33 protein-coding genes are annotated in these 24,024 nt (G+C 62.3%); 21 read left to right on the top strand and 12 right to left on the bottom strand.

Annotation, left to right across the window (positions count from 1 at the left end; translation table 11 throughout):
* The 9 genes from B146_RS0115145 to B146_RS0115105 form a co-directional block, all read right to left on the bottom strand.
* Positions 1-231: hypothetical protein (locus B146_RS0115145; RefSeq protein ID WP_026358628.1), on the bottom strand; the 231-nt coding region annotated here is incomplete at its 3' end.
* A complete protein-coding gene (locus B146_RS0115140) occupies positions 228-671 on the bottom strand; it encodes a DUF551 domain-containing protein (protein ID WP_019997303.1) in 444 nt (147 codons plus the stop codon). The genes B146_RS0115145 and B146_RS0115140, both read right to left, overlap by 4 nt.
* Complete coding sequence (locus tag B146_RS0115135; protein ID WP_019997302.1) at positions 664-1,674, bottom strand: hypothetical protein; 1,011 nt, start codon at positions 1,672-1,674, stop codon at positions 664-666. Before B146_RS0115135 ends, B146_RS0115140 begins: the two co-directional genes overlap by 8 nt.
* The gene (locus B146_RS26250; protein ID WP_019997301.1) at positions 1,671-2,591 is read right to left on the bottom strand and encodes an adenine nucleotide alpha hydrolase family protein; all 921 of its coding nucleotides are present in this window, start codon (positions 2,589-2,591) and stop codon (positions 1,671-1,673) included. Before B146_RS26250 ends, B146_RS0115135 begins: the two co-directional genes overlap by 4 nt.
* Positions 2,588-2,932, bottom strand: a complete 345-nt coding sequence (locus B146_RS0115125; RefSeq protein ID WP_155897524.1) for a hypothetical protein — start codon at positions 2,930-2,932, stop codon at positions 2,588-2,590. The genes B146_RS26250 and B146_RS0115125 overlap by 4 nt, the downstream gene beginning before the upstream one ends.
* A gap of 2 nt (positions 2,933-2,934) precedes the next feature.
* The gene (locus B146_RS29075) at positions 2,935-3,225 is read right to left on the bottom strand and encodes a hypothetical protein (RefSeq protein ID WP_155897523.1); all 291 of its coding nucleotides are present in this window, start codon (positions 3,223-3,225) and stop codon (positions 2,935-2,937) included.
* Positions 3,222-3,623 (bottom strand): hypothetical protein, encoded by a 402-nt coding sequence (locus B146_RS0115120; protein ID WP_019997299.1) that lies wholly within the window; start codon positions 3,621-3,623, stop codon positions 3,222-3,224. The genes B146_RS29075 and B146_RS0115120 overlap by 4 nt, the downstream gene beginning before the upstream one ends.
* Complete coding sequence (locus tag B146_RS0115115; protein ID WP_019997298.1) at positions 3,620-3,865, bottom strand: hypothetical protein; 246 nt, start codon at positions 3,863-3,865, stop codon at positions 3,620-3,622. The genes B146_RS0115120 and B146_RS0115115 overlap by 4 nt, the downstream gene beginning before the upstream one ends.
* A gap of 421 nt (positions 3,866-4,286) precedes the next feature.
* Positions 4,287-5,162, bottom strand: coding sequence for a LexA family protein (locus B146_RS0115105; RefSeq protein ID WP_322786371.1), 876 nt, complete (start codon positions 5,160-5,162; stop codon positions 4,287-4,289).
* Between the two features lie 510 nt (positions 5,163-5,672).
* Here B146_RS0115105 and B146_RS0115090 point away from each other — a divergent pair.
* From B146_RS0115090 to B146_RS27865, 16 genes are all read left to right on the top strand, one after another.
* On the top strand, positions 5,673-6,152 hold the full coding sequence (locus B146_RS0115090) for a hypothetical protein (RefSeq protein ID WP_019997293.1): 480 nt from the start codon (positions 5,673-5,675) through the stop codon (positions 6,150-6,152).
* Complete coding sequence (locus B146_RS28370) at positions 6,149-6,652, top strand: RusA family crossover junction endodeoxyribonuclease (protein ID WP_081630999.1); 504 nt, start codon at positions 6,149-6,151, stop codon at positions 6,650-6,652. Before B146_RS0115090 ends, B146_RS28370 begins: the two co-directional genes overlap by 4 nt.
* Position 6,653: 1 nt before the next feature.
* Positions 6,654-7,463: an ATP-binding protein gene (locus B146_RS26245; protein ID WP_019997291.1), complete on the top strand. Its 810-nt coding sequence runs from the start codon at positions 6,654-6,656 to the stop codon at positions 7,461-7,463.
* Between the two features lie 11 nt (positions 7,464-7,474).
* A complete protein-coding gene (locus B146_RS0115075; RefSeq protein WP_019997290.1) occupies positions 7,475-8,044 on the top strand; it encodes a DUF669 domain-containing protein in 570 nt (189 codons plus the stop codon).
* Between the two features lie 93 nt (positions 8,045-8,137).
* Complete coding sequence (locus tag B146_RS0115070; RefSeq protein WP_019997289.1) at positions 8,138-8,461, top strand: hypothetical protein; 324 nt, start codon at positions 8,138-8,140, stop codon at positions 8,459-8,461.
* Positions 8,461-8,787 carry an Arc family DNA-binding protein gene (locus B146_RS0115065; RefSeq protein WP_019997288.1) on the top strand — a complete coding sequence of 109 codons (327 nt, stop codon included), beginning with the start codon at positions 8,461-8,463 and terminating at the stop codon, positions 8,785-8,787. Before B146_RS0115070 ends, B146_RS0115065 begins: the two co-directional genes overlap by 1 nt.
* Before the next feature lie 23 nt (positions 8,788-8,810).
* The gene (locus B146_RS26240; protein WP_155897522.1) at positions 8,811-9,752 is read left to right on the top strand and encodes an oxidoreductase; all 942 of its coding nucleotides are present in this window, start codon (positions 8,811-8,813) and stop codon (positions 9,750-9,752) included.
* A complete protein-coding gene (locus B146_RS29070; RefSeq protein ID WP_019997286.1) occupies positions 9,749-9,904 on the top strand; it encodes a hypothetical protein in 156 nt (51 codons plus the stop codon). Before B146_RS26240 ends, B146_RS29070 begins: the two co-directional genes overlap by 4 nt.
* Positions 9,901-10,353 carry a dCTP deaminase gene (gene dcd, locus B146_RS0115050; protein ID WP_019997285.1) on the top strand — a complete coding sequence of 151 codons (453 nt, stop codon included), beginning with the start codon at positions 9,901-9,903 and terminating at the stop codon, positions 10,351-10,353. The genes B146_RS29070 and dcd overlap by 4 nt, the downstream gene beginning before the upstream one ends.
* On the top strand, positions 10,353-10,664 hold the full coding sequence (locus B146_RS0115045) for a DUF3310 domain-containing protein (RefSeq protein ID WP_019997284.1): 312 nt from the start codon (positions 10,353-10,355) through the stop codon (positions 10,662-10,664). The genes dcd and B146_RS0115045 overlap by 1 nt, the downstream gene beginning before the upstream one ends.
* Positions 10,661-11,311 (top strand): FAD-dependent thymidylate synthase, encoded by a 651-nt coding sequence (thyX, locus tag B146_RS0115040; RefSeq protein WP_019997283.1) that lies wholly within the window; start codon positions 10,661-10,663, stop codon positions 11,309-11,311. The genes B146_RS0115045 and thyX overlap by 4 nt, the downstream gene beginning before the upstream one ends.
* Positions 11,308-11,943, top strand: coding sequence for a GcrA family cell cycle regulator (locus B146_RS0115035; protein ID WP_019997282.1), 636 nt, complete (start codon positions 11,308-11,310; stop codon positions 11,941-11,943). The genes thyX and B146_RS0115035 overlap by 4 nt, the downstream gene beginning before the upstream one ends.
* A complete protein-coding gene (locus B146_RS0115030) occupies positions 11,943-13,586 on the top strand; it encodes a DEAD/DEAH box helicase (protein ID WP_019997281.1) in 1,644 nt (547 codons plus the stop codon). The genes B146_RS0115035 and B146_RS0115030 overlap by 1 nt, the downstream gene beginning before the upstream one ends.
* Entirely contained in the window at positions 13,583-14,182 is a 600-nt protein-coding gene (locus tag B146_RS0115025; RefSeq protein ID WP_019997280.1) for a hypothetical protein, read from the top strand. Before B146_RS0115030 ends, B146_RS0115025 begins: the two co-directional genes overlap by 4 nt.
* Entirely contained in the window at positions 14,179-14,541 is a 363-nt protein-coding gene (locus tag B146_RS29065; RefSeq protein WP_155897521.1) for a hypothetical protein, read from the top strand. The genes B146_RS0115025 and B146_RS29065 overlap by 4 nt, the downstream gene beginning before the upstream one ends.
* Positions 14,541-16,832 carry a bifunctional DNA primase/polymerase gene (locus B146_RS27865; RefSeq protein WP_019997278.1) on the top strand — a complete coding sequence of 764 codons (2,292 nt, stop codon included), beginning with the start codon at positions 14,541-14,543 and terminating at the stop codon, positions 16,830-16,832. Before B146_RS29065 ends, B146_RS27865 begins: the two co-directional genes overlap by 1 nt.
* A gap of 64 nt (positions 16,833-16,896) precedes the next feature.
* Here B146_RS27865 and B146_RS29060 read toward each other — a convergent pair whose 3' ends face one another.
* Entirely contained in the window at positions 16,897-17,817 is a 921-nt protein-coding gene (locus tag B146_RS29060) for a hypothetical protein (RefSeq protein ID WP_155897520.1), read from the bottom strand.
* Entirely contained in the window at positions 17,814-18,053 is a 240-nt protein-coding gene (locus B146_RS0115005; protein ID WP_019997276.1) for a hypothetical protein, read from the bottom strand. Before B146_RS0115005 ends, B146_RS29060 begins: the two co-directional genes overlap by 4 nt.
* 715 nt (positions 18,054-18,768) lie before the next feature.
* Between B146_RS0115005 and nusG the strand changes: the two genes are divergently transcribed.
* The 5 genes from nusG (at position 18,769) to B146_RS0114970 (ending at position 23,799) form a co-directional block, all read left to right on the top strand.
* Entirely contained in the window at positions 18,769-19,350 is a 582-nt protein-coding gene (gene nusG, locus B146_RS0115000; RefSeq protein ID WP_019997274.1) for a transcription termination/antitermination protein NusG, read from the top strand.
* 854 nt (positions 19,351-20,204) lie between these two features.
* Complete coding sequence (locus B146_RS27860) at positions 20,205-20,627, top strand: helix-turn-helix domain-containing protein (RefSeq protein WP_019997271.1); 423 nt, start codon at positions 20,205-20,207, stop codon at positions 20,625-20,627.
* Positions 20,614-21,846 carry a PBSX family phage terminase large subunit gene (locus B146_RS0114980; RefSeq protein ID WP_019997270.1) on the top strand — a complete coding sequence of 411 codons (1,233 nt, stop codon included), beginning with the start codon at positions 20,614-20,616 and terminating at the stop codon, positions 21,844-21,846. The genes B146_RS27860 and B146_RS0114980 overlap by 14 nt, the downstream gene beginning before the upstream one ends.
* 4 nt (positions 21,847-21,850) lie before the next feature.
* A complete protein-coding gene (locus B146_RS30095; RefSeq protein WP_019997269.1) occupies positions 21,851-21,985 on the top strand; it encodes a hypothetical protein in 135 nt (44 codons plus the stop codon).
* On the top strand, positions 21,985-23,799 hold the full coding sequence (locus B146_RS0114970; RefSeq protein WP_019997268.1) for an anti-CBASS protein Acb1 family protein: 1,815 nt from the start codon (positions 21,985-21,987) through the stop codon (positions 23,797-23,799). The genes B146_RS30095 and B146_RS0114970 overlap by 1 nt, the downstream gene beginning before the upstream one ends.
* On the opposite strand, the gene B146_RS0114965 is transcribed toward B146_RS0114970, so the two are convergent.
* Complete coding sequence (locus tag B146_RS0114965; protein ID WP_019997267.1) at positions 23,796-24,020, bottom strand: hypothetical protein; 225 nt, start codon at positions 24,018-24,020, stop codon at positions 23,796-23,798. The two genes, B146_RS0114970 and B146_RS0114965, sit on opposite strands and share 4 nt — an antisense overlap.
* Between the last annotated feature and the right edge of the window lie 4 nt (positions 24,021-24,024).

Here is a 24,024-nt window from a genome sequence, read left to right as displayed (position 1 = left end):
CTGAAACGAGAACCCGACCTTCTCAAGCCGAAATTCGTCGTTCGGACCCCACCAGATGACCTGTGCAGAACCCCACCAGATGCTTTCACCCTCCTTGGGCTCGCGATCAGCAGGCTTGGCGTAAACGCAGGTCTCGTCCTGATACCGATTGATCACGGCGTACCGGATGACGTCTCGACCATCTTCTAGCGTCAGGGGCAGCTTCTCGATAATCCGTCCACCGCCGCTCATGGCTGACCTCCTTGGGAGAGATCGCGGGGTGGGGCGGGAAGGGGGCGCCAGTGGCTTGGGTTATGCCAATAGACGCCGTCGTACTCAGTGCCGTTGCCGCCATTCCATTTATGGTCGCCAAATGCGTTAGGATCGAAGCTGGCGATAGCGATCCAGTCGCAGATGCCGTCTGCGAAGCTTTCGCTGTAGAGCCATGTTCCGCCAGTGATGAGAACCGCCTCCGCATCCCTCGGGGCCGTCTCGATCGGCTGCCAGTCCTCAGCCCCCTTCTTCTCCGCCTCTGCCAGCGCTTCGGAGAGGCGGGCGATGGTGTCCTGTGCGGCGAGCATCCGGTCGCGGACGTCATAAACGAACCCCAGATCGACCAAGACCCGATCAGGGCGAGGTCTTGAGTTCTCGATGTACGATTTCGCCTTCTCGATCAGGTCGCGCTCACTCATCGGACGCGCCCTCCCTGGAAGCGGACCGGGCGGCGCGGGCAATGTCTTTCGCCCTCATGACCTTCAGACTGTCATGGCCAGGAGCGAGCCACAGATTTTCGATTTCGTGCAACGCCGACACAAGACGATCGATCTCACCTTCTGCCGTCTCCAGCGCCTTCCGCGCATCGTCGCGCTCGCGAAGAGCGGAGACGAGAGCGGTCTTGTTCGCTTCGAATGACTCCCCGAGAAGTTCAGCCACTCGCGTCACCCGCTCCAAATCCTCCCGCAGGCGCGCGGCTTCCGGGTCGGGATGGGCGTAGAGCGGGCGGGTGAACTCTCCCCATCTATCCGCCCGGCAATCAATCCAGCCGTCCGCATTGGCGTTGTCGTCGCCAGGGATTACCCACGCGACCGGCTCCACTGCCTCCCCGGCCGGGGCTGGATCGGATGCGAGGGCGGCGAGCTTGTTGCACAGCGCTCCCCAACGCTCCATAGCTTCGACTTCGTTGGCCTTTAGGCCGACGCCCGCATGGTGCGCAAGGTAGACGAGGTGCTTTGCGGATGCGTTCCGCCGAAGTTCATCCAGTTCCCAGGCAGAGAAAAGCGCCTCCCGCACGGCATCTGCCGGCTGGAGCGAAGGGGTGGCGAGGGCGGCGGCTTGCTCGACATGCGCCAACACCTCGTCAAGCTGCACATAGCTGAAGGTCTGGCCGCTGATCGGCTCCCGGCGACGAGGCATCTTCAAGATGGTCTGGTAGAGCGCAGCAAGCGCTCCGGCATCCCCGCCCTTTGCGGCCGGTGAGGGGTTGGGGGCAGGAGCGGCGGCGAGGGCCGCACGGGCGAACCGCCGCCAGCGCTCTTGGTTGATGTCGGCTGTGTCGCGGAAAGCTTCCAACGTCCTCGCCTGCCAGATGGATTTCGGCGTTCCCTCGCGCGCTTCCTCCTGCCAAAGAGCGGCGGCGACGGCCTCTTCACTCTCCACGCTCAGGGCAGGCGTGGCGGTGTCGTGAGAATGGGTCATGCGGCTTCTCCGAAGTTCACTTCGCAGCCCTCATCACAGTCGCCACCGAGATCCAGCGCGAGGGGTGAAAACAGATCGGTCTGATATTCGCGTGCATCATCCGACGCAGGCTCAAACTGCGTGGTTGCAGCAAGGTGGCGGAGATCGGCTACGGTGCGCCGCTCGCGGAAAAACCGTTTAGGCTCATTGCGAGGATTGGAGCCGGCCATAGAATATTTGGCCTCCATGCGCTCCGGGAAGTCGAAAGCTTCTGGCGTTTCCTGCATAATTGTCAGGTGCTTGCGGAGTGATTTCTTCCAGCACCACCAGCAGTTTCCCTGATAGCCTTTGAGGTTGAGGCGGAACGGTGATGGATTGAGTTCGAGCCGAGACAACGGAGGCTGCGACGCCCAAAATTCATTCACGTCGATTTTGCGAAGTCGCCAGTCTGCCATTGGGTAGACGAAGCGCTTTGCACGATGGTCCCGGTTCACCCGATCAATCTCATCGGCCCGAATGCCAATCGCTGTATCGTAGCTACCGGCCTCCCAGCCGATTGAGCGTACATAACTGGTAATCGGCCTTTCCTTCAGTTCGCGGGTACAGTGGAAGAAGCCGGGACCAGGGATGCCGAACTTGGCGATCATGTCTTCGAAAACGCCGCCAGCACGATCAGCGGTAGCGAAGCTGACGATCCGATGTTTGGTGCCCTTGCCAGCTTCTGGATCTACAAGGGCCTCAAGCCAAACGACACCCCATCCGAAGGCATCGTCGCATTGCTGGACGAACCGAAGGGTTTCCTCGTTCTCTTGGCCTGTGTTGGCGAAGACCGTCACGATACGGTCGTAGCGTTCCGCCCAGCGCTCATGGATGAGCTTGGTCATCATGGCCGAAGTCTCGCCGCCCGAAAACGAAATGAGAAGACGACGCTCCTTCATTCCCCTCCCTCCTGGCCAGAAGCGGAGGAAGGAGAACGGCCTTCTGCTTTGGGGAGGGCGGCTCGGTTCTCTACGATTTGCGCTTCGATCTCGGCGCGCGGGCGCTGTTCGTGCAGCATAGCGACCAGAAGCGATTGCGTTTCCCTCAGCGCCTCCATCATTTCGGGCGCTGCGGCGATCAGGTGCGCGCACTCTTCGTCCCCAGGGCCGGCTACGATTCCCTCGCACCCGACGATTTCGGTCCCATCACCTGCAACGATGTCGAAAAACATCTCAGCCGTATCAGTGCTTGGACTTCTTCGGACCGACCAAGGGCCACGGACCTTCGTGATCTCCCCCATGGTCATGCCTCCTTCGAGGAGGGAGAGCGGGCGGTGAGGGCGCGAGCCTCGTAATCGCGCCAAAGATCTTCCTCCGCTAGCGCCGCAAACGCTGCCTCATCAGCTTCTGCGCCGTCGCATCCGTGATCTTCCCATGCGCTTCCGTAGTCGTTCGCAGGGTCGTTGATATCGCGGTCATCTGAGGCGTAGTCGGCCTCTAGGGCTGCAAGTGCATCCGCTCGCGTGAACTGTTCTGCATCCTCTCGGGTGTCGCAGCTCACGGCAGGCCCGCCATTGTTTCGGGTATCGGTCATCGGGTGATCTCCCGGCCCGTCGCGCGGTCGATGCCGGCCTCTTCGGCGCTTAGCGCCTCTTCAGCTTTCCGCTCGTTCTCGAGCTTGCGCATTTCCTGGCTGACGAGCTTCGCCAGCATCGTCCCGAAGTCGCGCCCCTCATGGGCGGCCGCGACATAGGCCGGCGGGAAGGAAAGCTTGTTGTGCTCGTCCGGGTCGTCCTCGTGGGGGAAGCGCACATCGCCAATGCCGAAGCCCTCAGGGTCGAACTCGTCGCGATAGACGGTAACGATGGCAGTCAGCGTGCAGAGTGTCGTCCGCCCGATCATGAGGGGGACTTCCACGGCGATGTCCGTGTGGATCTGGTCGTGCCAGGACGGATGATAGCTGGCGACGAAGTTGTGGGAGAGCATGTTCATTGGGCGACTCCCGCGGTGCGAAACGAACTGAAGCGTTCCTGATCCACCTTCGCGGTCGTCGCAGCATGGCGCTCAGTGGGAATGAGCGACAGCAACATGAATGCGATGATCCCTGCGGCGAGAGCTGTGTAGCTGATCAGCCAGCGGACAAGGCGCGCGCTGCTGGCTCGATCATCCTGCAATATGGACTCGTGACCGGGAAAGGACTCGATCAGGGGAAACTGCGTCGCGTTGCGTGACACGGTAGGGCTCCATCAATGGGCCGGTTTGGCGGGGTGATGGAGTTAATATGAGATAATCGAACAGCAACCGTCAAGCGGATTGTTCGAAAAAAGAACAACCTCGCTTATCCACAGGGCGCGGTGGATAACGGGTTCGGCACTCGACAGTTCGTTCTCATGCCCTCCATATTGGAACAAATGGAGAACAATTCATGCCCTGCGAATCGACGCGCCCCGCCTTCGAGTTGCATCTTCGGTGCTTCAATTGCCGGAAAGATAGAACCAGGCGTTTAGTCGCTCCCGATGAGCCTGACAGCCCGGACACAATCGATGAGCTGCTGGAGAGCACATTTCTGCAAAGGCAGAAATTCCACTGCGTCGAGTGCGACAGTCCGATTGGGACCATCGTATCGGTCAAGATGTCCCGGCCGAGCGCGGTTCTTTAGGAGAGAGGAATGTCGTTCACCACTCGCCGAACGATCGCAAGGATGCGGACGCTAACTCCATCGTCAGCCTCCAGATCGCGATCAATGACAATCGGCTTATGGCGGCTGTTATGGGAGCGTGGGTGGCATTCCACTCGGTCCTCGTAGACCTCGAGCTGTTTGACCGACCACTCCCGTGTGTGGCCGCCGTCGCGGGATCTCTCTACGACAACGACCATACCGTCTCGTAGGGGCAGCGAACGACCAACATCTTCGTATGCGACGCATACGACGCGATCGCCTTCCAGGATCGGGCGCGGCGCCAGTGCGTTCATGGAGTCGCCGACGACGTCGAAGACGGTCACTCTCGCGCTTGGGAATTTATCGTCCGCTGGGACGACGATCTCGAGCCGTTCCGAGTCGTCTTCCAATTCGTCCACTTCACGGAATGCGCCGGCTTCCACCTTGCCGACCACAGGGGCGGATAGGAACTTTGACCGGATAATGAGATCGACATTGGGTCGGTCCTCATCGTCCTCGATCCCGAAGAAAACCCGCGCCTGTTCGTACTCATGCAGCTGGAGCTTGCGGGTTCCGTGCAGCACCTTGTTCACCTTGCCGGGTTCAATCCCAAGGTGTCGTGCGAGGTCGCTCTGGCTTTTCCCAGTTCGTTCTAGGTTGGCCGCAAGCCAATCGCGATACTGCTCCTTGCGCATGTGCGTTTTTTGCACAAAGCGCGGCGATCCGTCTTTGGCGTTTTTCGAACAAGCGGGCTTGACGGCGTCTGTTCGATAATCGCATATAGCCGTATGCGTTACGAACCGGCCTCCACCATCATCGATAAATTCGGCGGAACCCGCGTCGTCGCGGAGATCGCGGAAGTTTCCGTGCACACTGTCATCCGTTGGCGGCTGGCTCGCGAAAAGGGTGGGACAGGCGGTGTGATCCCTCACTGGCACGTCTCGAAGCTCATTCGAGCGGCGCGTGATCGGAATCTCAGCCTTTCAGCATCTGACTTCGTTCTGATGGAGGGGGTCGCAGCGTGACCCAGCCTCGCACCTACACGCGTCCTGACGACACGATCATGACCGAGGTCGATCGTCACGTTTTCGTCTCCCACACTATCGCGAAGCGGCTCGGCATCTTGCCTGCAACCACTGTGAAGCATGGGGTTCAGTGATGTCATTGGCCGCGCTTCACGACGATCGACATGCGCGTAACGCAGAGCGGGGTAGGAGCGCCAATACGGCTTCCGCCACCCTCGCGCTTATCATCGCGCTGATGGTCAAACCCGCAATTCTCATTCGCTGCCGTCATCGCTGCTCTGGTCATGCCCACATTCTGGGTCGTGCTCACGCTGACGTCATTGAAAACTTGGCGCCCCGTGTTTCGGAGCTCGTTCGATGATGGATCTTCGCAAATCGACGGGCGACATGCGGTTGGCCCTGAAGGCTGCTGTTCGGCGCGCCGTTGCGCTGGCCGGCGGCGGGCGATCGGTTGAGAACGCAACACGCGTCAGCCATTCAGTCCTCAGCCGGTACGGTCTCCCCGAACACACGGATCAGCACTGCCCCCTGGACGTCGCCATCGATCTTGATCTCGAGGCCGGGCAGCCCGTCATCCTCGCTGCGCTGGCGGAAATGCAAGGCTATGACATCGTGCGGCGAGAGCCGGTCGCCCCCAGCGATACGCCATGGTGCGCCAAGATAAGCGCGATGGTGCAGCAGGACGGGCGGGTGACGTCCACCCTGCTCGAAGCAATCGCGGACGGCCAGATTTCGCCTGCTGAAGCCCGCTGCATCATTCCCGAACTGGAACGCGAGATCGAATTGCTTCGCCGGGTGCGCGAGCGCGTGATCGCCGAGAGCGGAGTCCGGTCGTGATTGCGGCCGCCACCAATCCGCAGCCCGTGGTGGGGCGCGGTGAGCAGACCGGGGAGGGCATCCCCCGGCTCTCCCCGGTCACCTTCTCTTGCCCAGTGCCGCCCAGTGTCAACGCGATGTTCAAGAACACGCGTCGCGGACGAGCTCGCACGGAAGCCTACGAGGTCTGGCGAATGGAAGCTGCCGCGGCGATCCGCCGGCAGCAGGTTCCAGCCTTTAAAGGCCGGGTTTTGGTCAATATGGCGTTCGAGATCGACCTCCTTCGGGCCGATGCCGACAACCGCATCAAGGCGATGAACGACTTGCTGGTCGAGATCGGCGTCATTCAGGATGACAGCCTGATCCCCGGCGGTCTGTTCTCGAAGCTGCCCCCCACGAACGGGACGGCTCATATCCAGATTTGGCCGGCGCAGTCCGTGACGGCCACTTTCTATCCCTCGCAGGACGGCATGGGCGGCGGATGGATCATCAACATGCCAACCTCAGAACAAGGAGACTGAAATGGCGATCAGCCTTTCAGACCTGCGCACCGTGCGGGCGGATCAGCCACCGCGCATCCTGATCTACGGCAACGAGGGCGTCGGCAAGACCACGCTGGCCTCCGAATTCCCATCTCCCGTCTTTCTTCAGTGTGAGGAAGGGACGCCCGGCGAAGTCGAGTTGGAATCGTTCGGTGTCCTGCCGGATTTCGGCTCTGTCCTCGACTCGATGCGAGCGCTCTACGACGAGGACCACGAGTTCAAGACGGTCGTCGTCGACTCCGTGACCGCCCTGCAGGCGATGATCTTCGCCGAGACGTGTCGGCGCGGGGACGAGCACGGCAATGCCAAGGCCAAGATCGAGGATTTCGGCTACGGCAAGGGCTACGTGAACGCCAAGACAGTCCTGCGCGAGTTCCAGGACGGCTGCGACGCCCTTCGTCGTGATCGCGGCATGGCGATCGTCCTCATCGCCCATAGCGTGGTCACGACGTTCAACGATCCCGAAACGGCCAGCTACGACCGGTACGAGATCGACCTGCACAAGCAGCTGAACGGTCAGATCACCCGCGACCTCGACGCCATCCTGCTTCTGAAGAAGCCGGTCAACATGAAGGTCGAAGAGGGCAAGGGCTTCAATCAGAAGCGCACCCGCGCCGAGGGATCGGCCTCGACCGTTCTCATCCACGCTGTCGGCAAGCCAGCCTTCGTCGCCAAGAACCGGTACGGCATTCCCGAGAGCGTAAGGTTCGATCGCGGGCAGGGATACGACGCCCTGGCTCCGTACCTGCCGCAAGGCGCCTCCAGCACCCCCCTTCAGAACGCTGCATAAGGATCGCGATCATGGTCGACATTTCTGGATTCAACGCTGCCGAGCATGAGCCGACGCAGGAGTTCGAGGCTCTGCCCGAGGGCAAGTACCACGCTGAGATTGTCAGCTCGGAAGAGCGTGACATCGGGAACAGCGGTGAAAAGGGTACGAAGATCACCCTGCAGTGGCGCATCATCACGGGCGCCTGTGAAGGTCGAGTGGTCTTCCAGGACATCCTGCACGCCTACAGCGTGCCGGGCGAAAAGGGTGACAAGACCCGTGACATTGCTGCCCGTCAGCTCTCAGCGATCTGCCACGCTACTGGCAAGATGGCGCCTCGCAGCACTGACGAGCTTCATCACATCCCCTGCGAGCTCTCGGTCGGCTTTCAGAAGCCCCAGATCGATCCGGAGACCGGCAAGCCGAAACTCAACCCGAACACGGGTTACGCCTATGCGCCCCGCAACGAGGTGAAGGGCGTGAAAGCCTGGGGTGGCGCCTCGATCGGCGGCGGTCGTCCGCAGCAGCAGTCCAGCCATTCCGCACCCCCGCAGCAGCAGAAGGCGGCCGGTGGCGGCGGCTGGTCCCGACGCGCCGGCTGATGAAGCGGCCGGGCGGGTCCTGAGATTGGCGTCCTAGCCCCGCCCGGCACCCTCACAAACCACGTCTTTCAACGTCGTTCGGAGATCGAAACGATGAACGGGAATGCTTTGCCCGAGATCGGGCGTCATCACAACCGTCACCCCGTCGACCAGCTCGCTCTGGTCCGGGAGACGATCAAGAACTTGCAGGAGCGCGAAGGCGAACTGAAAGCCGAAGTGGCGGAGGCCATGGGTACGGCCGACAGCCTCGGCGGATCGGAGTTCATCGCCAAACAGACAGTCAGCGAGCGCAAGGGCGGCCTCGACGAGAAGGCGCTGAAAGCCGCTGGCGTGGATGTCGACCAGTTTCGCAAGCCTGCCACGACCGTCTACGCGATCCGCGTCGAACGTCGCGTCTATGACGAGGAGGCGGCGTGATGGACGAGAAGAGGTTTCCTAGCGAACTGTGTGATCAGACGAACGTCCGTTTCCCCGCAGGTATGCGAGACGAGCTGAAGGCTGCGGCAGCCAAGTCGGGTCGCAGTATGAACGCCGAAATCCTGGCTCGGCTTGGTACGGCACAGAAAACACTTCGTGACGAGTTCGCGATGGCGGCGCTCCCAGAAATCCTCCGGCACTGGATCGAAGTCGAAAGCGCGAATACTGAGGACGACGAAGCCAGAGTGAACGCCCAGAACGTTTCACGTCAGGCCTACGCCTTCGCAGACGCGATGCTCTCCGTTCGTTCAGAGGGCGCTCGCTAATGCCCGCCCTCAAACTTCCCCCCATGTCCGCCACGATCGCGGCAATCGACACCGCCCTGGCCGCCCGACAGCGGCCGCGGCACCAGCGCCGCCTATCCGGCTCCATGATCGGAAAGGCGTGCGAGCGCGCGATCTGGTACCAGTTCCGCTGGGCCTACGAGCCCGAGATGTTCTCGGGCCAGATGCTGCGCCTGTTCGAGACGGGCCACCACCGAGAGCCTCGCGCCTTCGCCGAGCTTCGTGCCGCCGGGGTCAAGATTTCTGACGTCGATCCTGAGACCGGCGACCAGTGGACGTTCACCGAGATCGGGGGCCATTTCGTCGTCAAGGTCGATGGCCGTGGAGCGGGTTTCGTCGAGGCGCCCAAGACTGAGCACCTGGTCGGCGTGAAGACGATGAACGCGAAGAACTTCGCGCAGCTCCAGAAGCATGGGATCGCCGTCGCCAAGCCGGATCACATGGCCCAAGCGCAGACCGAGATGCTGTGCAGCGGCATCCACCGCTTCTTCTACTATGCCGTCAACAAGGACACCGACGAGCTCTATGCCGGCGCCGACGTCCGAATCCACTTCGACGTGGCGGCAGCCACGGCGCTGATGGTGAAGGCCGAGCGGGTGCTGCACGCAGCCCGCCCTTTGCCCCGCATTTCGGACGATCCACAAAGTCACCTGTGCCGGTTCTGCAAGGCTCATGCGGTCTGCCATGGCACCGGCTTCGCTCCGCGCAACTGCCGCACCTGCTTGAACTCCACGCCCGAGATGGGCGGCGAGGCTGCATGGCGCTGCGTGCGGGATGACAGCATTCTGTCTGTGGCGGACCAGGAGCGTGGCTGTGCCTTCCACCTGTTCATTCCCGAGCTTGTGCCCGGTGAGCAGGTCGACGCAGACCGGAATTCGGAAACGGTGACCTACCGATTGCCGGACGGCAGTGCATGGGTCGATGGTGCGGGGAGGGCTGCGGCATGACCGTTCTTCGTGTCCTAGCCAAGTTCGCGATCTGCTTAGGGATGACGAAGGCTCTCGATCAGTTTGGCATGTGGAACGGCGCCTCCTTCCTGGCGGGAATCCTGTTCCTTGCGCTCGCCTTGTCAATCGACCGTGTCTGGGGGGCGGCATGACCGTCCTCTCAAGCCCCACCATCCGCAGCATCAAGCCCGTGACCCCGTTCATCGAGGCCACGCAAATTCACGGCATGACCGCCGGCCTTTCGCACTGCGGCTATGACATCCGCATCAAGGATGGGTTCACCCTGCAGTCCGGCCAATTCCGCATCGCCTCGACGGTGGAGCGGTTCGAAATGCCTGACGACGTCATGGCCGTCGTCCACGACAAATCGACATGGGCGCGCCGCGGTCTCTCGGTCTTCAACACGGTGATCGAACCCGGTTGGAAGGGCTTCCTGACGCTGGAGCTCGTCAACAACAGCTTTCGTCCGATCGAGATCGGGGCCGGCTCCCCCATTGCGCAAGTCATCTTCCATCGCCTCGACGCGCCGGTCTCCGGCTACGCGGGCAAGTATCAGCATCAAGCCGATCGTCCGGTGGCGGCGATCCTGGAGGACGCGTGATGTCGCGACCCAAAGCCAACGAACATACGGATACCTGCGACTGGCACCTCGATCAGTACGACAAAGAATGCACGTGCGGCGCAGTCGCGCGGGCGGACGCTGTGAATCATCCGTCTCACTACACCTCGCACCCCAGCGGCGTCGAATGCATCGACGTCACCGAGCACATGACCTTCAACCTCGGGAACGCGGTGAAGTACGTCTGGCGCGCGGGCCTGAAATCGGTCGATCCGATCCAGGATCTGCAGAAGGCTGCTTGGTACATCAACCGCGAGATCGATCGCCTGAAGGCGGCCGGGGGTGCGGCATGAACACTGCACGTCTCGTCGCCATCACGCAGCCGCTTGTTCATGGGTGCAAGACGGCCGAAGAGTTCATCGTATATGCCGCTCGCGTCTCAAACCCTGGCAATCAGGCCAACCGCGAGACCGACGCTCGGCTGTTGGCCTACCTCATCCGCAACAAGCACTGGTCTCCGTTCGAGATGGTGTCGGCCACGGTCGAGATCGTCACCACGCGCGACATTGCCCGGCAGATGCTTCGCCATCGCTCGTTCTCATTCCAAGAGTTCAGCCAGCGATACGGCGAAGCGCCGGTAGGCCATCACCTGCGCGAGGCCCGTGTTCAGCATGAGACGAACAGGCAGCTTTCGGTCGAAACAAATGACGATGGTCTGCACGACTGGTGGAGAAGCGCCCAAGAAAACGCGGACGCTTGGACGTGGGATATTTACGCCGAGGCGTTGGCCCGTGGCATCGCGAAAGAGCAGGCCCGCGCAGTCCTCCCCGAAGGCCTGACGCCGACGACCCTTTACATGGCCGGCACCTTCCGCTCTTGGCTCCACTACCTCGAACAGCGCGAGGCAGAAGGCACTCAGAAGGAGCACCGCGAAGTCGCCAAGGCGATCCGGGCCGAGCTCGCAGCTGCCGCGCCGCTGATCTTCGGGGGCGCGGCATGAGCAGCGTCTTCACCCCCGAACTGGTCAGCACCGCTGCGGCCCTCTGGTCGGAAGGCCTGACGGCGTCGCAGATCGCCAAGCGTCTCGGCGTCAGCCGGAACGGTGTGATCGGCGTCGCAAGCCGCAATCGCCAACTCTTCCCTGGCCGCGGCGAAGGCGCTGCCGAGAAGGAGCAGAAGGACCTGGCAGAGGTCGAGCTTCTGTGGGCCGCTGGTCGAACCCAGGTCGAGATCGCCGAAGTGATGGGCCGGTCGGCTTCTTCGATCCATAAGATCATCAAGTCATGGCCCGATCGCTTTCCCAAGCGCTCCAAGAAGGAGGTTTTGGGAGACTATGCGGTTCAGGTTCAAGACACGGCCTCAATACCTCCGCCGCGCCGGAAGCCAAAGCCTTCGGCCTTCAGCCCTATTGCTGGCCTGACCCCGATGCTCCTTTGGGAGGCGCCGGCCAATGCCTGCCGCTGGCCGGTTTCGACATCGGACAACCCAGAGAAGGCCGTCTGCTTGCACGTTTGCGGCGATCGCGCGGCCCATGGCCCGTACTGTTCGCACCACGCTCGACTTTCGACCGGTCCCGGCACCGCTCCTGAGCGGAATGCCGATCGTCTTCTCCTTGTCCTAGGGAGTGCATGATGGCGCTCGAACTCCGACCCTACCAACGTTCCGCTCTCGACGCCCTGTATGCCTATTGGGATGCCGGACGAGGCTCGCCGCTCATCGTGCTTCCAACCGGTGCCGGGAAGTCGCTCGTGATCGCGAAACTCGTGGAAGAGCTTCTGAGCGCGTATCCGATGCTACGGGTCGCGATCATCACCCATAGCAAGGAGCTGATCGTCCAGAACTTCAAGGAGCTGATCGGCCTGTGGCCCTCGGCGCCTGCCGGCATTTACAGCGCGAGCGTTGGAAAGCGCGACACGCACAGCCGGATCCTGTTTTGCGGCGTCCAATCCGTCTTCAACAAGGTCGAGGCGATCGGTCCGCGCGACCTAATCATCGTGGACGAGGCGCACCTGATCCCGCGCAGCTCGTCGACCATGTACGGCAAGTTCTTCGAGAACATGCAGGCCATCACCGAGGACATGCGAGTGTGCGGTCTCACCGCCACGCCGTACCGCATGGACTCGGGCCGCCTGGATGGCGGAGACGGGGCGATCTTCGATCAGATCGTCTATGAGGCCAACGTCTCCGACTTGATCGAGGACGGCTTTCTGTCTCCGCTCATCTCGAAGGCGACGGCAGCGCAGATCGATCTGCGGGGTGTCGGCACCCGAGCCGGCGACTTCATCGCGTCCGAGATGGAAGCGGCCGCGATGCAGGACGATCTCGTCGAGCGCGCCGTGGCGGAAATGGTCCGGTTCGGCCAGGACCGTCGTGCCTGGCTGGCGTTCTGCCCTGGCGTCGCCCATGCCACTGCGGTCCGGGACGCAATTCGTGCGCAGGGGCTTGCGGCTGAGGTGGTGCATGGTGGTCTGAATCAGGGCGAGCGTGACGCCATCATCGCCCGCTACCGCGCCGGCCACATCCGCTGCCTGACCTCGGTCAATGTGCTCTCGATCGGCTTCAACGTGCCTCACGTTGATCTCGTAGCCCTCATGCGCGGCACGAAGAGCACTGGCATGTACATCCAGCAGGTTGGCCGCGGCTTCCGCCGGGCGCCGGGCAAGGAGAACGCCCTGATCCTCGACTTTGCCGGCGTGATCAGGATGCACGGGCCTGTCGATGCCGTTTCCGTCATGCCGGGAAAGGGCAAAGGCAAGGCGAATGAGCAGAAGGCCGACGTCAACGACATCCGAGCCAAGGAATGCCCCACCTGCGAAGCCCTGGCGGCGCTGAACGCCATCACCTGCCGGGTTTGCGGCCATGAATGGCCGCGGGACGAGAAGCCGGCGCATGAGGCCGAGGCGGACGCGTCCGTTGGCATCCTGTCGTCGGAGCAGACCAAGCCGCAGATGGTGCCGGTCCTCTCATGGAACTGGAAGCGGTGGCAGAAGGAGAGATCGCCAGACTCGATCCGCGTGACCTACATGGCCGGCCTCAGCCAGTACAACGAATGGGTCTGCCCCGAGCACGGCGGCTATGCCGGCCAGAAGGCCGCCGAGTGGTGGGCGAAGCATGGGGGCACGTTGCCGGCTCCGAAGTCGGTGGACGAGGCGATCGGGCGTCGCGGTGAGCTTTCGATCCCGGAGACCATTTCGGTTCGCCCAGCGAAGTCCAACCCCCGCTACTTCGACATCGTGGGCCGGACGTTCCGAGACAACCGGGAGCAGGCAGCATGACCTTCTCCGATCAAGAGCGGCGCATACGCTCCGATGTCGTTTCCCGACTTCGCGTCCTTCTTCCGGGCGCGAGGATCATCCATGAACTGGATGTCGAGAAGGGGGCCGTGCGTGCCGATCTCGCGGCCGTGACGGTGGATCAGCTTTGGCTGGTCGAGATCAAGTCCGAGAAGGACAAGCTGCATCGCCTGTCGCGGCAGATCCAGTTCTTCCACCCGGTTTGCCATGGGCTCTTGGTAGCCGCGCATGAGAAGTGGTGCGGCCGCGCGGCCAACTACCCGAACTGCGACGCGCGCAAGGTGATCGAGTTTCATGGCGCCGGCCATCTCTGGCAGTGGCCTGGGGCGGGCGCCCCGACTTGGACATTGCCGGAGCCTCGTCATCCGTGGACTCGCCGGATGCTCGACCTTCTCTCCGCGGAGGAAGTCAGAGCTGAGGCTGTGCTGGTGGGCTTCGGAACTCCTTCATGCAGCGCAGCCGCCCTAGCGGATCAGATGTGTCTGCGCATGTCCGGGCACGCGGTGACGCAGGCGGTCTGCCGGCAGCTGCGAGCTCGTTCCTTCTCTCGAGCTGATGCGCCGGAGCTTGCTGCATGACCGCCGATCGCTTCGACCCGGCAGTCTGCGGCGTGTGCGCTCGCAATGCGACCGGGCATGGCTATGCCCCGCGCTGGGGGTACGGGCAGCCTGCACCAAAGCCGATTTGGCTTTGCGACGATCCAGAATGCGTAGCTATCGCGAGGAGCACGTACAGCATGAAACAGGACGAGTTTGATCGCATCGAAAAGCTCGCCACTGTCGAGGCCGGCCACAAGCTCGAGACCTACTGCGATGCGATCGGCAAGACCGACTTCGCAGCCTTCACGCAGACCGAGTTCGAGGAGGCTATGCGGGAGGTCGTGGCGGAATACCGGTACGCGATGAAGGTCAAGCTGCGCGACGAGGCGCCGTTCTGATGGCGTTCGGTCTGAGGGCTCAAGATCCGCCAGGCGAGACGACCAATCTGGGCGTAGCGCTATCGCTTGCCGCACGCGGCCTTTCCGTCTTCCCGGTTCATTCCGGGGGGCCGAAGGTCAAGCAGCCCATGCCCTTCTTCCGGTGGCGCGATCATTCATCCACGGACGAGCGCTCCATTCGAGAATGGTGGCGCCGCTGGCCCGATGCCGCGCCAGCCATCGATCTGGGCAAGTCGGGGCTTTTTGTCGTCGATGCCGATCGCCACGACGTCGAGAACGATGGCGTCGCGGCTTGGGCCGAGATCATGGCGAAGGAGGGGGCGTCGCCGGACGGCATCCCACTCGTCGCCACGCCCAACGATGGCAACCACTGGATCTTCCGTCAGGACGGGTCTCTCGGCAACGGCAAGGGGCGGCTGCCGCAAGGCATCGATGTACGCGGGACCGGCGGCTATGTCGTGGCTCCAGGCGCCATCATGGCCGATGGACGAAGCTACGAGGTTCATGGCGATCCCGCCGCAGCCCCGCCTGTCCCGACCTGGTTGACGAAGTGGCTGATGAAGGAGGGGCGGGCGGAGCAGGGAGCGAACAACGTCGTGCCGCTGCGAGCCGAGAGCCGCGGGGCCGATCTCGACGAAGTGGCGGACCTTCTTGGCCACATCCCTCCGGATTGCGGCTACGACGAGTGGGTGCAGGCGCTCATGGCGGTTCATGCCGCAACGGGTGGATCCGGGGCCGGCCAGTCTCTGGCCGATCAGTGGAGCTCGGGCGGGGCCAAGTACAAGCGGGGCGAGGTCGAGCGGAAATGGCGCTCGTTCCGTAACCAGGGCATTAACGGCGCCACCCTTGCCGCCTTGGCCCGGCAGTACGGTGCGGACCTGTCCGAGATCCGTGTCAGGTACATGGATCGGGACGAGGGTCCGGGGACAGCCGAGCATGGGCGGCAGGTCGCGGCCCTTATCTCCGTGCGAACCCTATACGAGCAAGCTGACGGCACGATAAAGGACGAACACGGATCAATCATCGATCCTCCTCGCGCCGCGGCCCCAACGCCCGCAAACGCGTCCGCCTTCCCCGCCGGCCTCGTTGGCGACATCGCGACATGGATTTGTGAGACGTCCAGGCGGCCGCAGCCCAGTCTTGCCCTCGGCGCGGCTCTCGCCATTGTCGGGACCGCGGCGGGGCGCCAGTTCGTCGGACCGACCGGTTCGGGCGTCCACCTCTACGTCCTCGGGCTCGCTCCGACCGGGCAGGGCAAGGACCATGCCGTCCAGCAGATCAGTCGAATCCTGCGCGCTGCGAACCTCGGCCAGCATATCGGCCCGTCCGAGTTCATCTCCATGCCGGCGGTGGTCAACTTCCTGCTGCGCTCGCCCCTTTCGATCTGCCCCATGGACGAGTTCGGCGACTTCATGGCCCGTATCCTGCACAAGAAGGCGTCTTCGTTCGAGCGATCGGTGGCCAAGATCCTGCGCTCCATGTGGGGCATCAGCTTCGGTGAGTACCAGTCGCCGGAATGGGCGGGGCGCCAGGCCGCGACCATCTTTGCGCCGGCCATGTCGATCTACGGGGTATCGACCCCGGAGCAGTTCTGGCGTGCGCTGGAGGGGGCGGCGGTCGAGGACGGTACGGTCAACCGTTTCCTCCTGGTTGGTGGCGACACGAAGAGCCAGGACCGCGATCCGGGGCTCGGCGGGCAGGATGTCCCGGCGTGGATCACGACTGCGCTCCGGGCCCTCTATGAGGCGTCAGGTCCGATGGCCTATGCCATGCGTAACCAGTCAGACATGGACCCGGCGCAGAACCGGAGGCAGGTCGGCTGGGATGAGGGGGCCGAGGAGATCTTCGCAGCGCTGAAATCCGAGATCGAGCCCCTTCTGGAGGACCCGGACGCCGGCCCCTTCTACGCCCGAACGGTGGAGATGTCGGTGCGGATTGCAACCATCGTCGCCCTGGGCCGTGGCGGGCCGCTGGCGGCCGTCCAAGCATCAGACATGGCTTTCGGTGTCGAGACGGCAAAAGCCAGCGCACGGGCCATGATGGCCGGCGCAGAGGACTACCTGTCGAACAGCGAACACCAGTCCAACGCGCAGAGGATCAAGCGCATCATCAAGGCGAAGGGCGGCCGAGTGAAGCGGTCGGCGCTCATGCGATCGATGCAGCACTCCGTGAGGGCTCGAGACCTCAACGACCTGTTGAAAGCGATGGAGGAGACGGAGGAGATCGTTGTCGAGAAGATCGTCCCTGCGGGGGGCGGCACGGCGGTTCAGTGGTACTGCTTGGCGGGGTGAAAGCCCCGCCTTTTCTTTGTGATTTAAGCCCCGCCGGATCGCTATGGGCGGGGCGATCGGCAAATCACAGCAGTCGAACTATGTGGATAACAGTCGGCCTGAGATCGCCGGAATCCGTTGGCTTTTGCTCAAGCACAGCCTCTACCCTGACAATATCGGTCTTCGCCAGGATATCGCGATCAACGGTTGGATATAGCTTCAAGGGAAGACGCTTTGTCGAGAAGCCGGGCATATGCAGCTTGCCAGCCCAACCGTGATCGGCTTTGTCGCGATCCATTGCGCGAACTTCCAGATCCGCCTCCGGGATTGGGGTCGGTACGCTTTCGTCGGTCAGTAGCGCGAGGGTGGCTTCACCAGGGAACGCAGCAGTCGTTTCGCGGGAGATTTCAGGTAAACCACTTGGCTTGATCCGTCCGCTTCCTCCCCGCTTGGCTGGGCGGAAAAAGTCTACAGCTGCACGCGCGACTTTCGGGGCATCCTTCTTGCCGATGGCCTTTGCTAAAGCCCTTTCGATCGACGAGGGTGATAATCCAGTGCGTTCTGCGGCAATGTTCATGTAGACATTGTTGTCGCCTTGGATTGTTGGCGGCACCTCGCCCTTCGCTTTTCGCCCTCCGCCTTCGAACAAGTAGCGCGTGCCGTGAAAGATGATGATCAACACGAGTACGGTGACAATAGCATCGTACTCGTCGGGTATTGGCAAGCCAGTGAGGGATCCGATCATTGCTGGAACCTCCTCAACAAGCTCCTTCTGAAACTCAGAAAAGACTGCCACGAAAAAGTTCTCAGACAAAGAGCCGGAGCGTATTTCTCGGACAGAAAATTCAACCTTATCAACGACTAATCCAGGAGAAAGCTCTTCCAAAAGCCTTCCGATTATGGGCGATAATCGCTCATAGCAAAGAAGCGTAGCTGCTACGTCGAAGAGAGGAATGCTGTGATTGTCGGGATATGAGATTTCATGTCGAAAAACGCTTTTGCTCACGCCTCCCCAAACTCCCGCACAGCCCGCCCCTTTGGCGTCAGCCGAAACCACGCCGTATTGCCCCACCCCAACTCCGAGGTCGCCAGCCCCAACTCGATCAGGTCGAACACGGCCGCGAGGATCGGCGGCGACAGTTCCTCAATCCGGCGGCCGACGCTATCGAGCTCGCCCCCCGGTGTGTCGAGCTTGATCATGGCCCGGATCTGGATGGTGGAGAGGTCGGATAGCGCCGGCATTGCATGTCCCTCGAACCGGCGAATCATGACCCGCGGTTGCCTCCAATGCCGTCCATACAACCCAAAAACAGTCTTCACATCAATCCGTGAAGACCGTGAAATCTGTTGCGCGACCAATGTGAAGACCGTCGTTTCGATGTGAAGACTGTCAGGGCTGAAATGTCATACAGAACAATCCCTTATCTCTCTCATCATTCAGTCTTCACAAAAAACGAGACTCTATACCTTTTGGACAGAAAGGGTTGCTATAAGGGGGTTTCTGTCCGAAAATGCTCGAAGTCTCTAATTATGTGAAGACTGCGGTTTTGGGCATGGATCGGTTTTGCGAGCTGGAGGCGAGGGTTGCGGAACTGGAGGCGCTTCTGGCTGCGCATGGCATACCTGTGCCGGGCAACGAGCCAGTGCCTCCACCACCACCGGACTATGCCCTGCTGAACCGCATCGCTCCGATCGCTGCGCGCCTCCTCGTGGACGGACCTGCGACCCATTCGGAGATCAGTCGCAAGGTGAAGGCGTTTGCGACGTCTGCGGAGGTCGAGGCCGTCATGGCTTGGATGGTAGCGGGAGGAGACGTGGTGCGAGAGGTGAGACGCCCCCAAACTGGCCGGCCTTCAACCATCTACCGACTTGCAGCCCGATCGACGCCCCGCTAGAATCCCCCTCGCTCACCGTGCCTGCCACGGGTTTCTCGCCACCACTCGAGGAGCCCGACCGAATGGAATTCACCGATCAGCCGTCCTGGTTCGTCGTTCGCTGCAATCCTCGTTGCGAGGAGCGGGCAGTGGCCGGCCTGCTTGCGCGCAAGTTCCATGTCCATCTGCCCCGCGGCGTGAAGCTCATCCGGCGCCGCCACCTGCGGACCAAGCAGGCCGTCTCCTTCCCGCTACTCACCAGCTACGCCTTCGTCGGCCTATCCACCGAAACACCCACGTTCTACGACCTGCGTCAGGTGGACGGCGTTCACTCCGTGCTGGGGCGTGCGGCACAAGACCCCAACGACACGCGCTGCCGCTACCTTTCCGTGCCCGCATCGATCATCGACGAGTTCAAGCGTTTGGAGCGGGCCGGAAAGTTCTCGGAGGTGAAGCCGGAAGTGGGGAAGGGTCCGGTGATCGCTGGTCCCCGCCACTTCGAGCCCGGTGACAAGGTCGAAATCCTGTCCGGCCCTCTCGCTGGCACGACGTTCGTCTTCGATGACTACTTCGGTCGCAATTCAGCGAGGGTGATGCAGGAGCTTTTCGGGTGCCTGCGCCCAATCGTTATTGGGGATGTTGACTGCTTGGCGCACGCAGCCTAGATTCTTGGTGCTTCGATGTGCGTCGATCCTCGCGGAACCCGAATGGGCGGACCGCAGGGCGCCAGAGGCGGCAGCAGAAGGAAACCTTCCGCGCCCCTGTGCGAAGCTTTGCCGGAAATTCACAGTAGTGCGGGAGAGCCGCGAGGAATGGCCGGCGCTCGGTCATCCCGTAGCCTCCGGTGGTCGAGTCTCCCTAGTGCCATCGGAAACAGCGGCAGAGAGATTAGGACGGCGGTTCGCTGCCGAGCCTCGGCCAATCAGCGACGGCGCCGAGGTGAGTCGGTTAAACGGCAGGGGAAAGCCCGCGTAGACTGCCGGCCCCCGGGCCCGACTGTGGTGCGTCCTGGCAGTGGCCTCATGTGCGAATGGGTGAAATCTGCAAGGCAGACGACGTTCTGAACGTGCTATTCCTCCCGTCCAGAAACCTAGGGAGGGTTGGATGAGGTCCTGGCAGGCAGAAGTGGATGAGACAGAGTTGGAGATCAGCCGGCTGGAGGGCTGGCGGGTAGAAGTTGAGTCCTGTGCTTCAGCGGCCAATGGCATAACCGTCGCGGAGATTGGCGAGCGCATTGCAGTTCAAAGGCAAAGGCTCCGTCTGCTTCTCGATCGGGAAGCGCTGAATTAATAATCTGACACAGCCCCATCGGTTCGCCCGGTGGGGCCTTTCTATAGCCGCCGCGTCCTCAGAAACTCCGCCACCTGCACTTTGACGAGGTTCGCCTCGGTCATGGTCGTGCAGGGGTAAGTCTGCGTCTTCCCGCCCTGCTTCGCTACGACATGCGGGTGGTTGTCGATCAGGGCGACGGAGACGGTGGTCGGCGTAATGGAATCAGAAATCATAGACGGATCATACCATGGCAGAGGACGCCCCTAAGGGCGGCGCCGTCCAGAAGCATCCTGGCGGGCGACCGTCAGACTACAAGCCGGAGTATTGCGATAGGGTGATCGAGGCCATGCGGGCCGGTTTCAGCCTCACCGCATTCGCTGGAATCATCGGTGTATCCCGCGCCACCATCAACAACTGGATGGACGCGCACCCCGAGTTTTTGGAAGCCGTATCGTGCGCGAAGGCTGGTCGGCTCCTCCATTGGGAGGAAGCTGCGATCCGTGTGGCTAAGGACGGCGGGGGCCCAGGCAGTGCCACGCTCATCGTGTTCGGCTTGAAGAACATGGCCCCCGAGGAATACAGCGACACCGCCAAGGTCGAGCATAGCGGCCCCGGTGGCTCGCCGCTTGTGACGCGAGTGGAGCTCGTCAGCCCGGATGACGACAGCTAAGGTAGAGGTCCCGCCGAAGCTCCGGCCAGTGTTCCGAGGCCAAGCCCGATATCGTGGTGCCTACGGCGGCCGCGGCTCGGGCAAAACCCGCACCTTCGCCAAGATGGCTGCGATCCGCGCCTACATCGCCGCGGCGAATGGACAAACAGGCGTCGTCCTGTGCGGCCGCGAGTTCATGAACAGCCTGGACGAAAGCTCGATGAGCGAGGTCAAGGCTGCGATAGCGAGCGAGGCTTGGCTGACGCCGTTCTTCGACGTGGGTGAAAAGTACATCCGTACCGAAGGGCTGCCCGGCCGGGTCGACTTCCGGTTCGTCGGCCTGCGGCACAATCTCGACAGCTTGAAATCGAAGGCGACCGTCATCCTGGCGTGGGTGGACGAAGCCGAGAGCGTGTCCGAGGCGGCATGGCGCAAGCTGACGCCGACAGTGCGCGAAGACAACTCGGAAATCTGGCTGACCTGGAACCCGGAAAAGCTGGACAGCCCGACGAACAAGCGGTTTCGCGAGAGCCCGCCCGACAGCGCCAAGATCGTGGAGATGAATTGGCGGGACAATCCGTGGTTTCCCGATGTGCTGGAGCAGGAGCGGGTCTCAGACCAGCGCCGGCTTGATCCCGACACCTACCACCATGTGTGGGAAGGCGGGTATCTCACCAACTCCGACAGCCAGGTGCTTTCGGGTAAGTGGGAAGTGCAGGATTTCGAGGTCTCGCCCTCATGGGATGGCCCGTATCAGGGCGGCGACTTCGGCTTCAGCCAGGACCCGACTGCGGCCGTGCGCTGCTATGTGGCGGGTGACACCCTGTATGTCAGCCACGAGGCTGGGCGGACCGGTCTCGAGCTCGACCATTACGCGCCGTTCATTGGGGGCAAGATTCCCGACTTCGACAAGCACGTGACCCGATGGGACAGCGCGCAGCCTGGGAACATCTCGTTCATCAAACGCCATGGTCTCCCACGATCTGTGCCGGTCGATAAGTGGAAGGGCAGTGTGGAGGACGGCGTGTCGTTCCTGCGCTCGTTCCGCAAGATCGTCTTCCACTCTCGCTGCCCGGCCATCGCCAAGGAAGCGAGGCTGTATTCGTATAAGATCGATCGCCTGACGCAGGACGTGCTGGCAGACATCGTTGACGCCAACAACCATTACATCGACGCGCTTCGATACGCGGTCGGGCCGATGGTGCGGCAGTCCACCTACACCCTCTCAAACCTCGGGTGACCCCATGGCCTGCAAGCCCTGCGCAGAGCGTCGCAAGATGCTGGCCGAAGCCAGGAAGAAGGATGGCATGAAAGGCGTGGCCAAGGCGGCCCCGGCCGTCATCCGCCACATGCTCCACCGACAACCCAAGGCGAAGTGATGCTCCGAGTTTTCGACACGCTCGCCAACCTGATCACAGGCATGGGCACGGCGAAGGCCAAGTCGTCGGCTTCGGTTTACGCATTCATGCCGACCACGCATGCTGAGCTCGAAGCGGCCTATCGTGGGTCGTGGCTGGCTCGGAAGGTGGTGGATGTGCCGGCCATGGACATGTGCCGCGAGTGGCGCTCCTGGCAGGCGGACGACGCGCAGATCGAGGCGATCGAGGCCGAAGAGGCTCGTCTGGGTCTTCAAGGCAAGGTGCTTGAAGCCAAGATCAAGGCCCGCCTCTATGGGGGCGCGGTCATCGTCATCGGTGACGGCACGATCGACCAAGCGAGCGAGTTGCAGCCCGAACGGATTCGCAAAGGAGGCGTCCTCTATCTCGTGGTTCTCACCGCCAGCCGAGTGAGCGCGGGCGAGATCGAGACAGACGTCGCTTCGAAGTGGTTCGGAACGCCGGCCTACTACGAGATCACGACCAACACCGCGACGCGGGTTCGGATCCACCCCTCACGTGTCGCGCGCTTTGTTGGTGCTCCTGTGCCGGATGAGGCGACCAGCGGTCGGCAGGGCTGGGGTGACAGCATCCTCGAGGCAGTATCCAAGGCTCTGAAGGACGCCGAAAGCGCCGCGGCCAACATCGCCGAGATGACGCATGAGGCGAAGATCGACATCATCCGCATTCCCGGCCTGATGCAGATGGCTTCGGACGCGGACTATGAGGCCCGCTTTCAGCGCCGCACCTCGCTCGCCATGCTGGCGAAGAGCCTCAACAACACGCTGATCCTCGACAAGGAGGAGGAATACGAACAGAAGCAGGTGAGCTTCGGCGCCCTGCCGGACGTTCTCGACCGCTTTCTGCAAATCGCAGCCGGCGCCGCTGACATTCCGATGACACGCCTCCTAGGGCAGTCCCCTGCGGGCATGAACAGCACCGGCGAAAGCGATCTGATCAACTACTACGATCGGATCGGAGCGGGGCAGAAGTTGGAGCTCGGCCCCTCCCTCGCCCATATCGACGAGTGCCTGATCTGGTCCGCTCTCGGGAACCGGCCGCCTGAGATCCACTATCGCTGGAACCCGCTTTGGCAGATGTCCGAGAAGGACCGGGCCGAGGTGGGGCTGAAGAAGGCGCAATCCTTCCAGATCGACGCGAGCAGCGGACTCCTGCCTGACAGCGCACTCTCGAAGGCTCGGGTGAACCAGCTTGTCGAGGACGGCCAATACCCGGGCTTGGAGGCGGCGATGGACGAGGCGCAGGACGAAGGAGATGCGATCGATTTCGGGGCGAAGGCAGAAGAGCCGGAACCCGCTCCGATCTCGAATGTCATCCCCGCACGCATGGCCGCCAACGACGCCACGCCGCGGCCGCTCTACGTCCATCGCAAGGTGAAGAACGGCGCCGAGATCATCGCCTGGGCCAAGCGGCAGGGCTTCACCTCGACGCTCGAGGCCACCGACCTGCACGTGACCATCGCTTTCAGTCGCGCGCCCGTGGACTGGATGGCGGTTGGCGAAAGTTGGGAGAGCGAGATCAAGATCGCTGCCGGCGGCCCGCGCGTCATGGAGCAGTTCGGCGATGCAACGGTCCTGCTGATCTCCTCCAGTTCGCTCAAGTGGCGGCATGAGGAGATGAAGGAGGCCGGCGCATCGTGGGATCACGACAGCTACCAGCCTCACATCACGATCAGCTACGGCGGCGCGCCTGCGGACCTGTCTGCCGTCACGCCTTATCAGGGCGAGATAGTGCTGGGGCCGGAGGTGTTCGAGCCGCTGGACGACGATTGGAAGGCGAAGGTGACGGGCGACTAGTGCTCGTCACCCATGAACGGCAAAGGTCCATCCCCGCCGTAGAAGCGGTCGTTTTCGATACGCCATAGGCCATCCTGCCTAGGGCCATAGAGCCTGCCGTCTTGAATGCGATACCGACCGTCGTTGCGCGGTCCGTAGATCCGGTTGTCCTGGATGCGGAACTCGCCGGCATTCGTGGGGCCGTAGATGCGACCTTGTTGGATCCAGTATTCGCCACTCATGGCG

Origin of the sequence: Aureimonas ureilytica DSM 18598 = NBRC 106430, from assembly GCF_000382705.1 — a bacterium.
Lineage (GTDB): Bacteria > Pseudomonadota > Alphaproteobacteria > Rhizobiales > Rhizobiaceae > Aureimonas > Aureimonas ureilytica.
The sequence above is the reverse complement of the archived record's forward strand: the minus strand, read 5'-3'. Positions and strand labels throughout refer to the sequence as shown.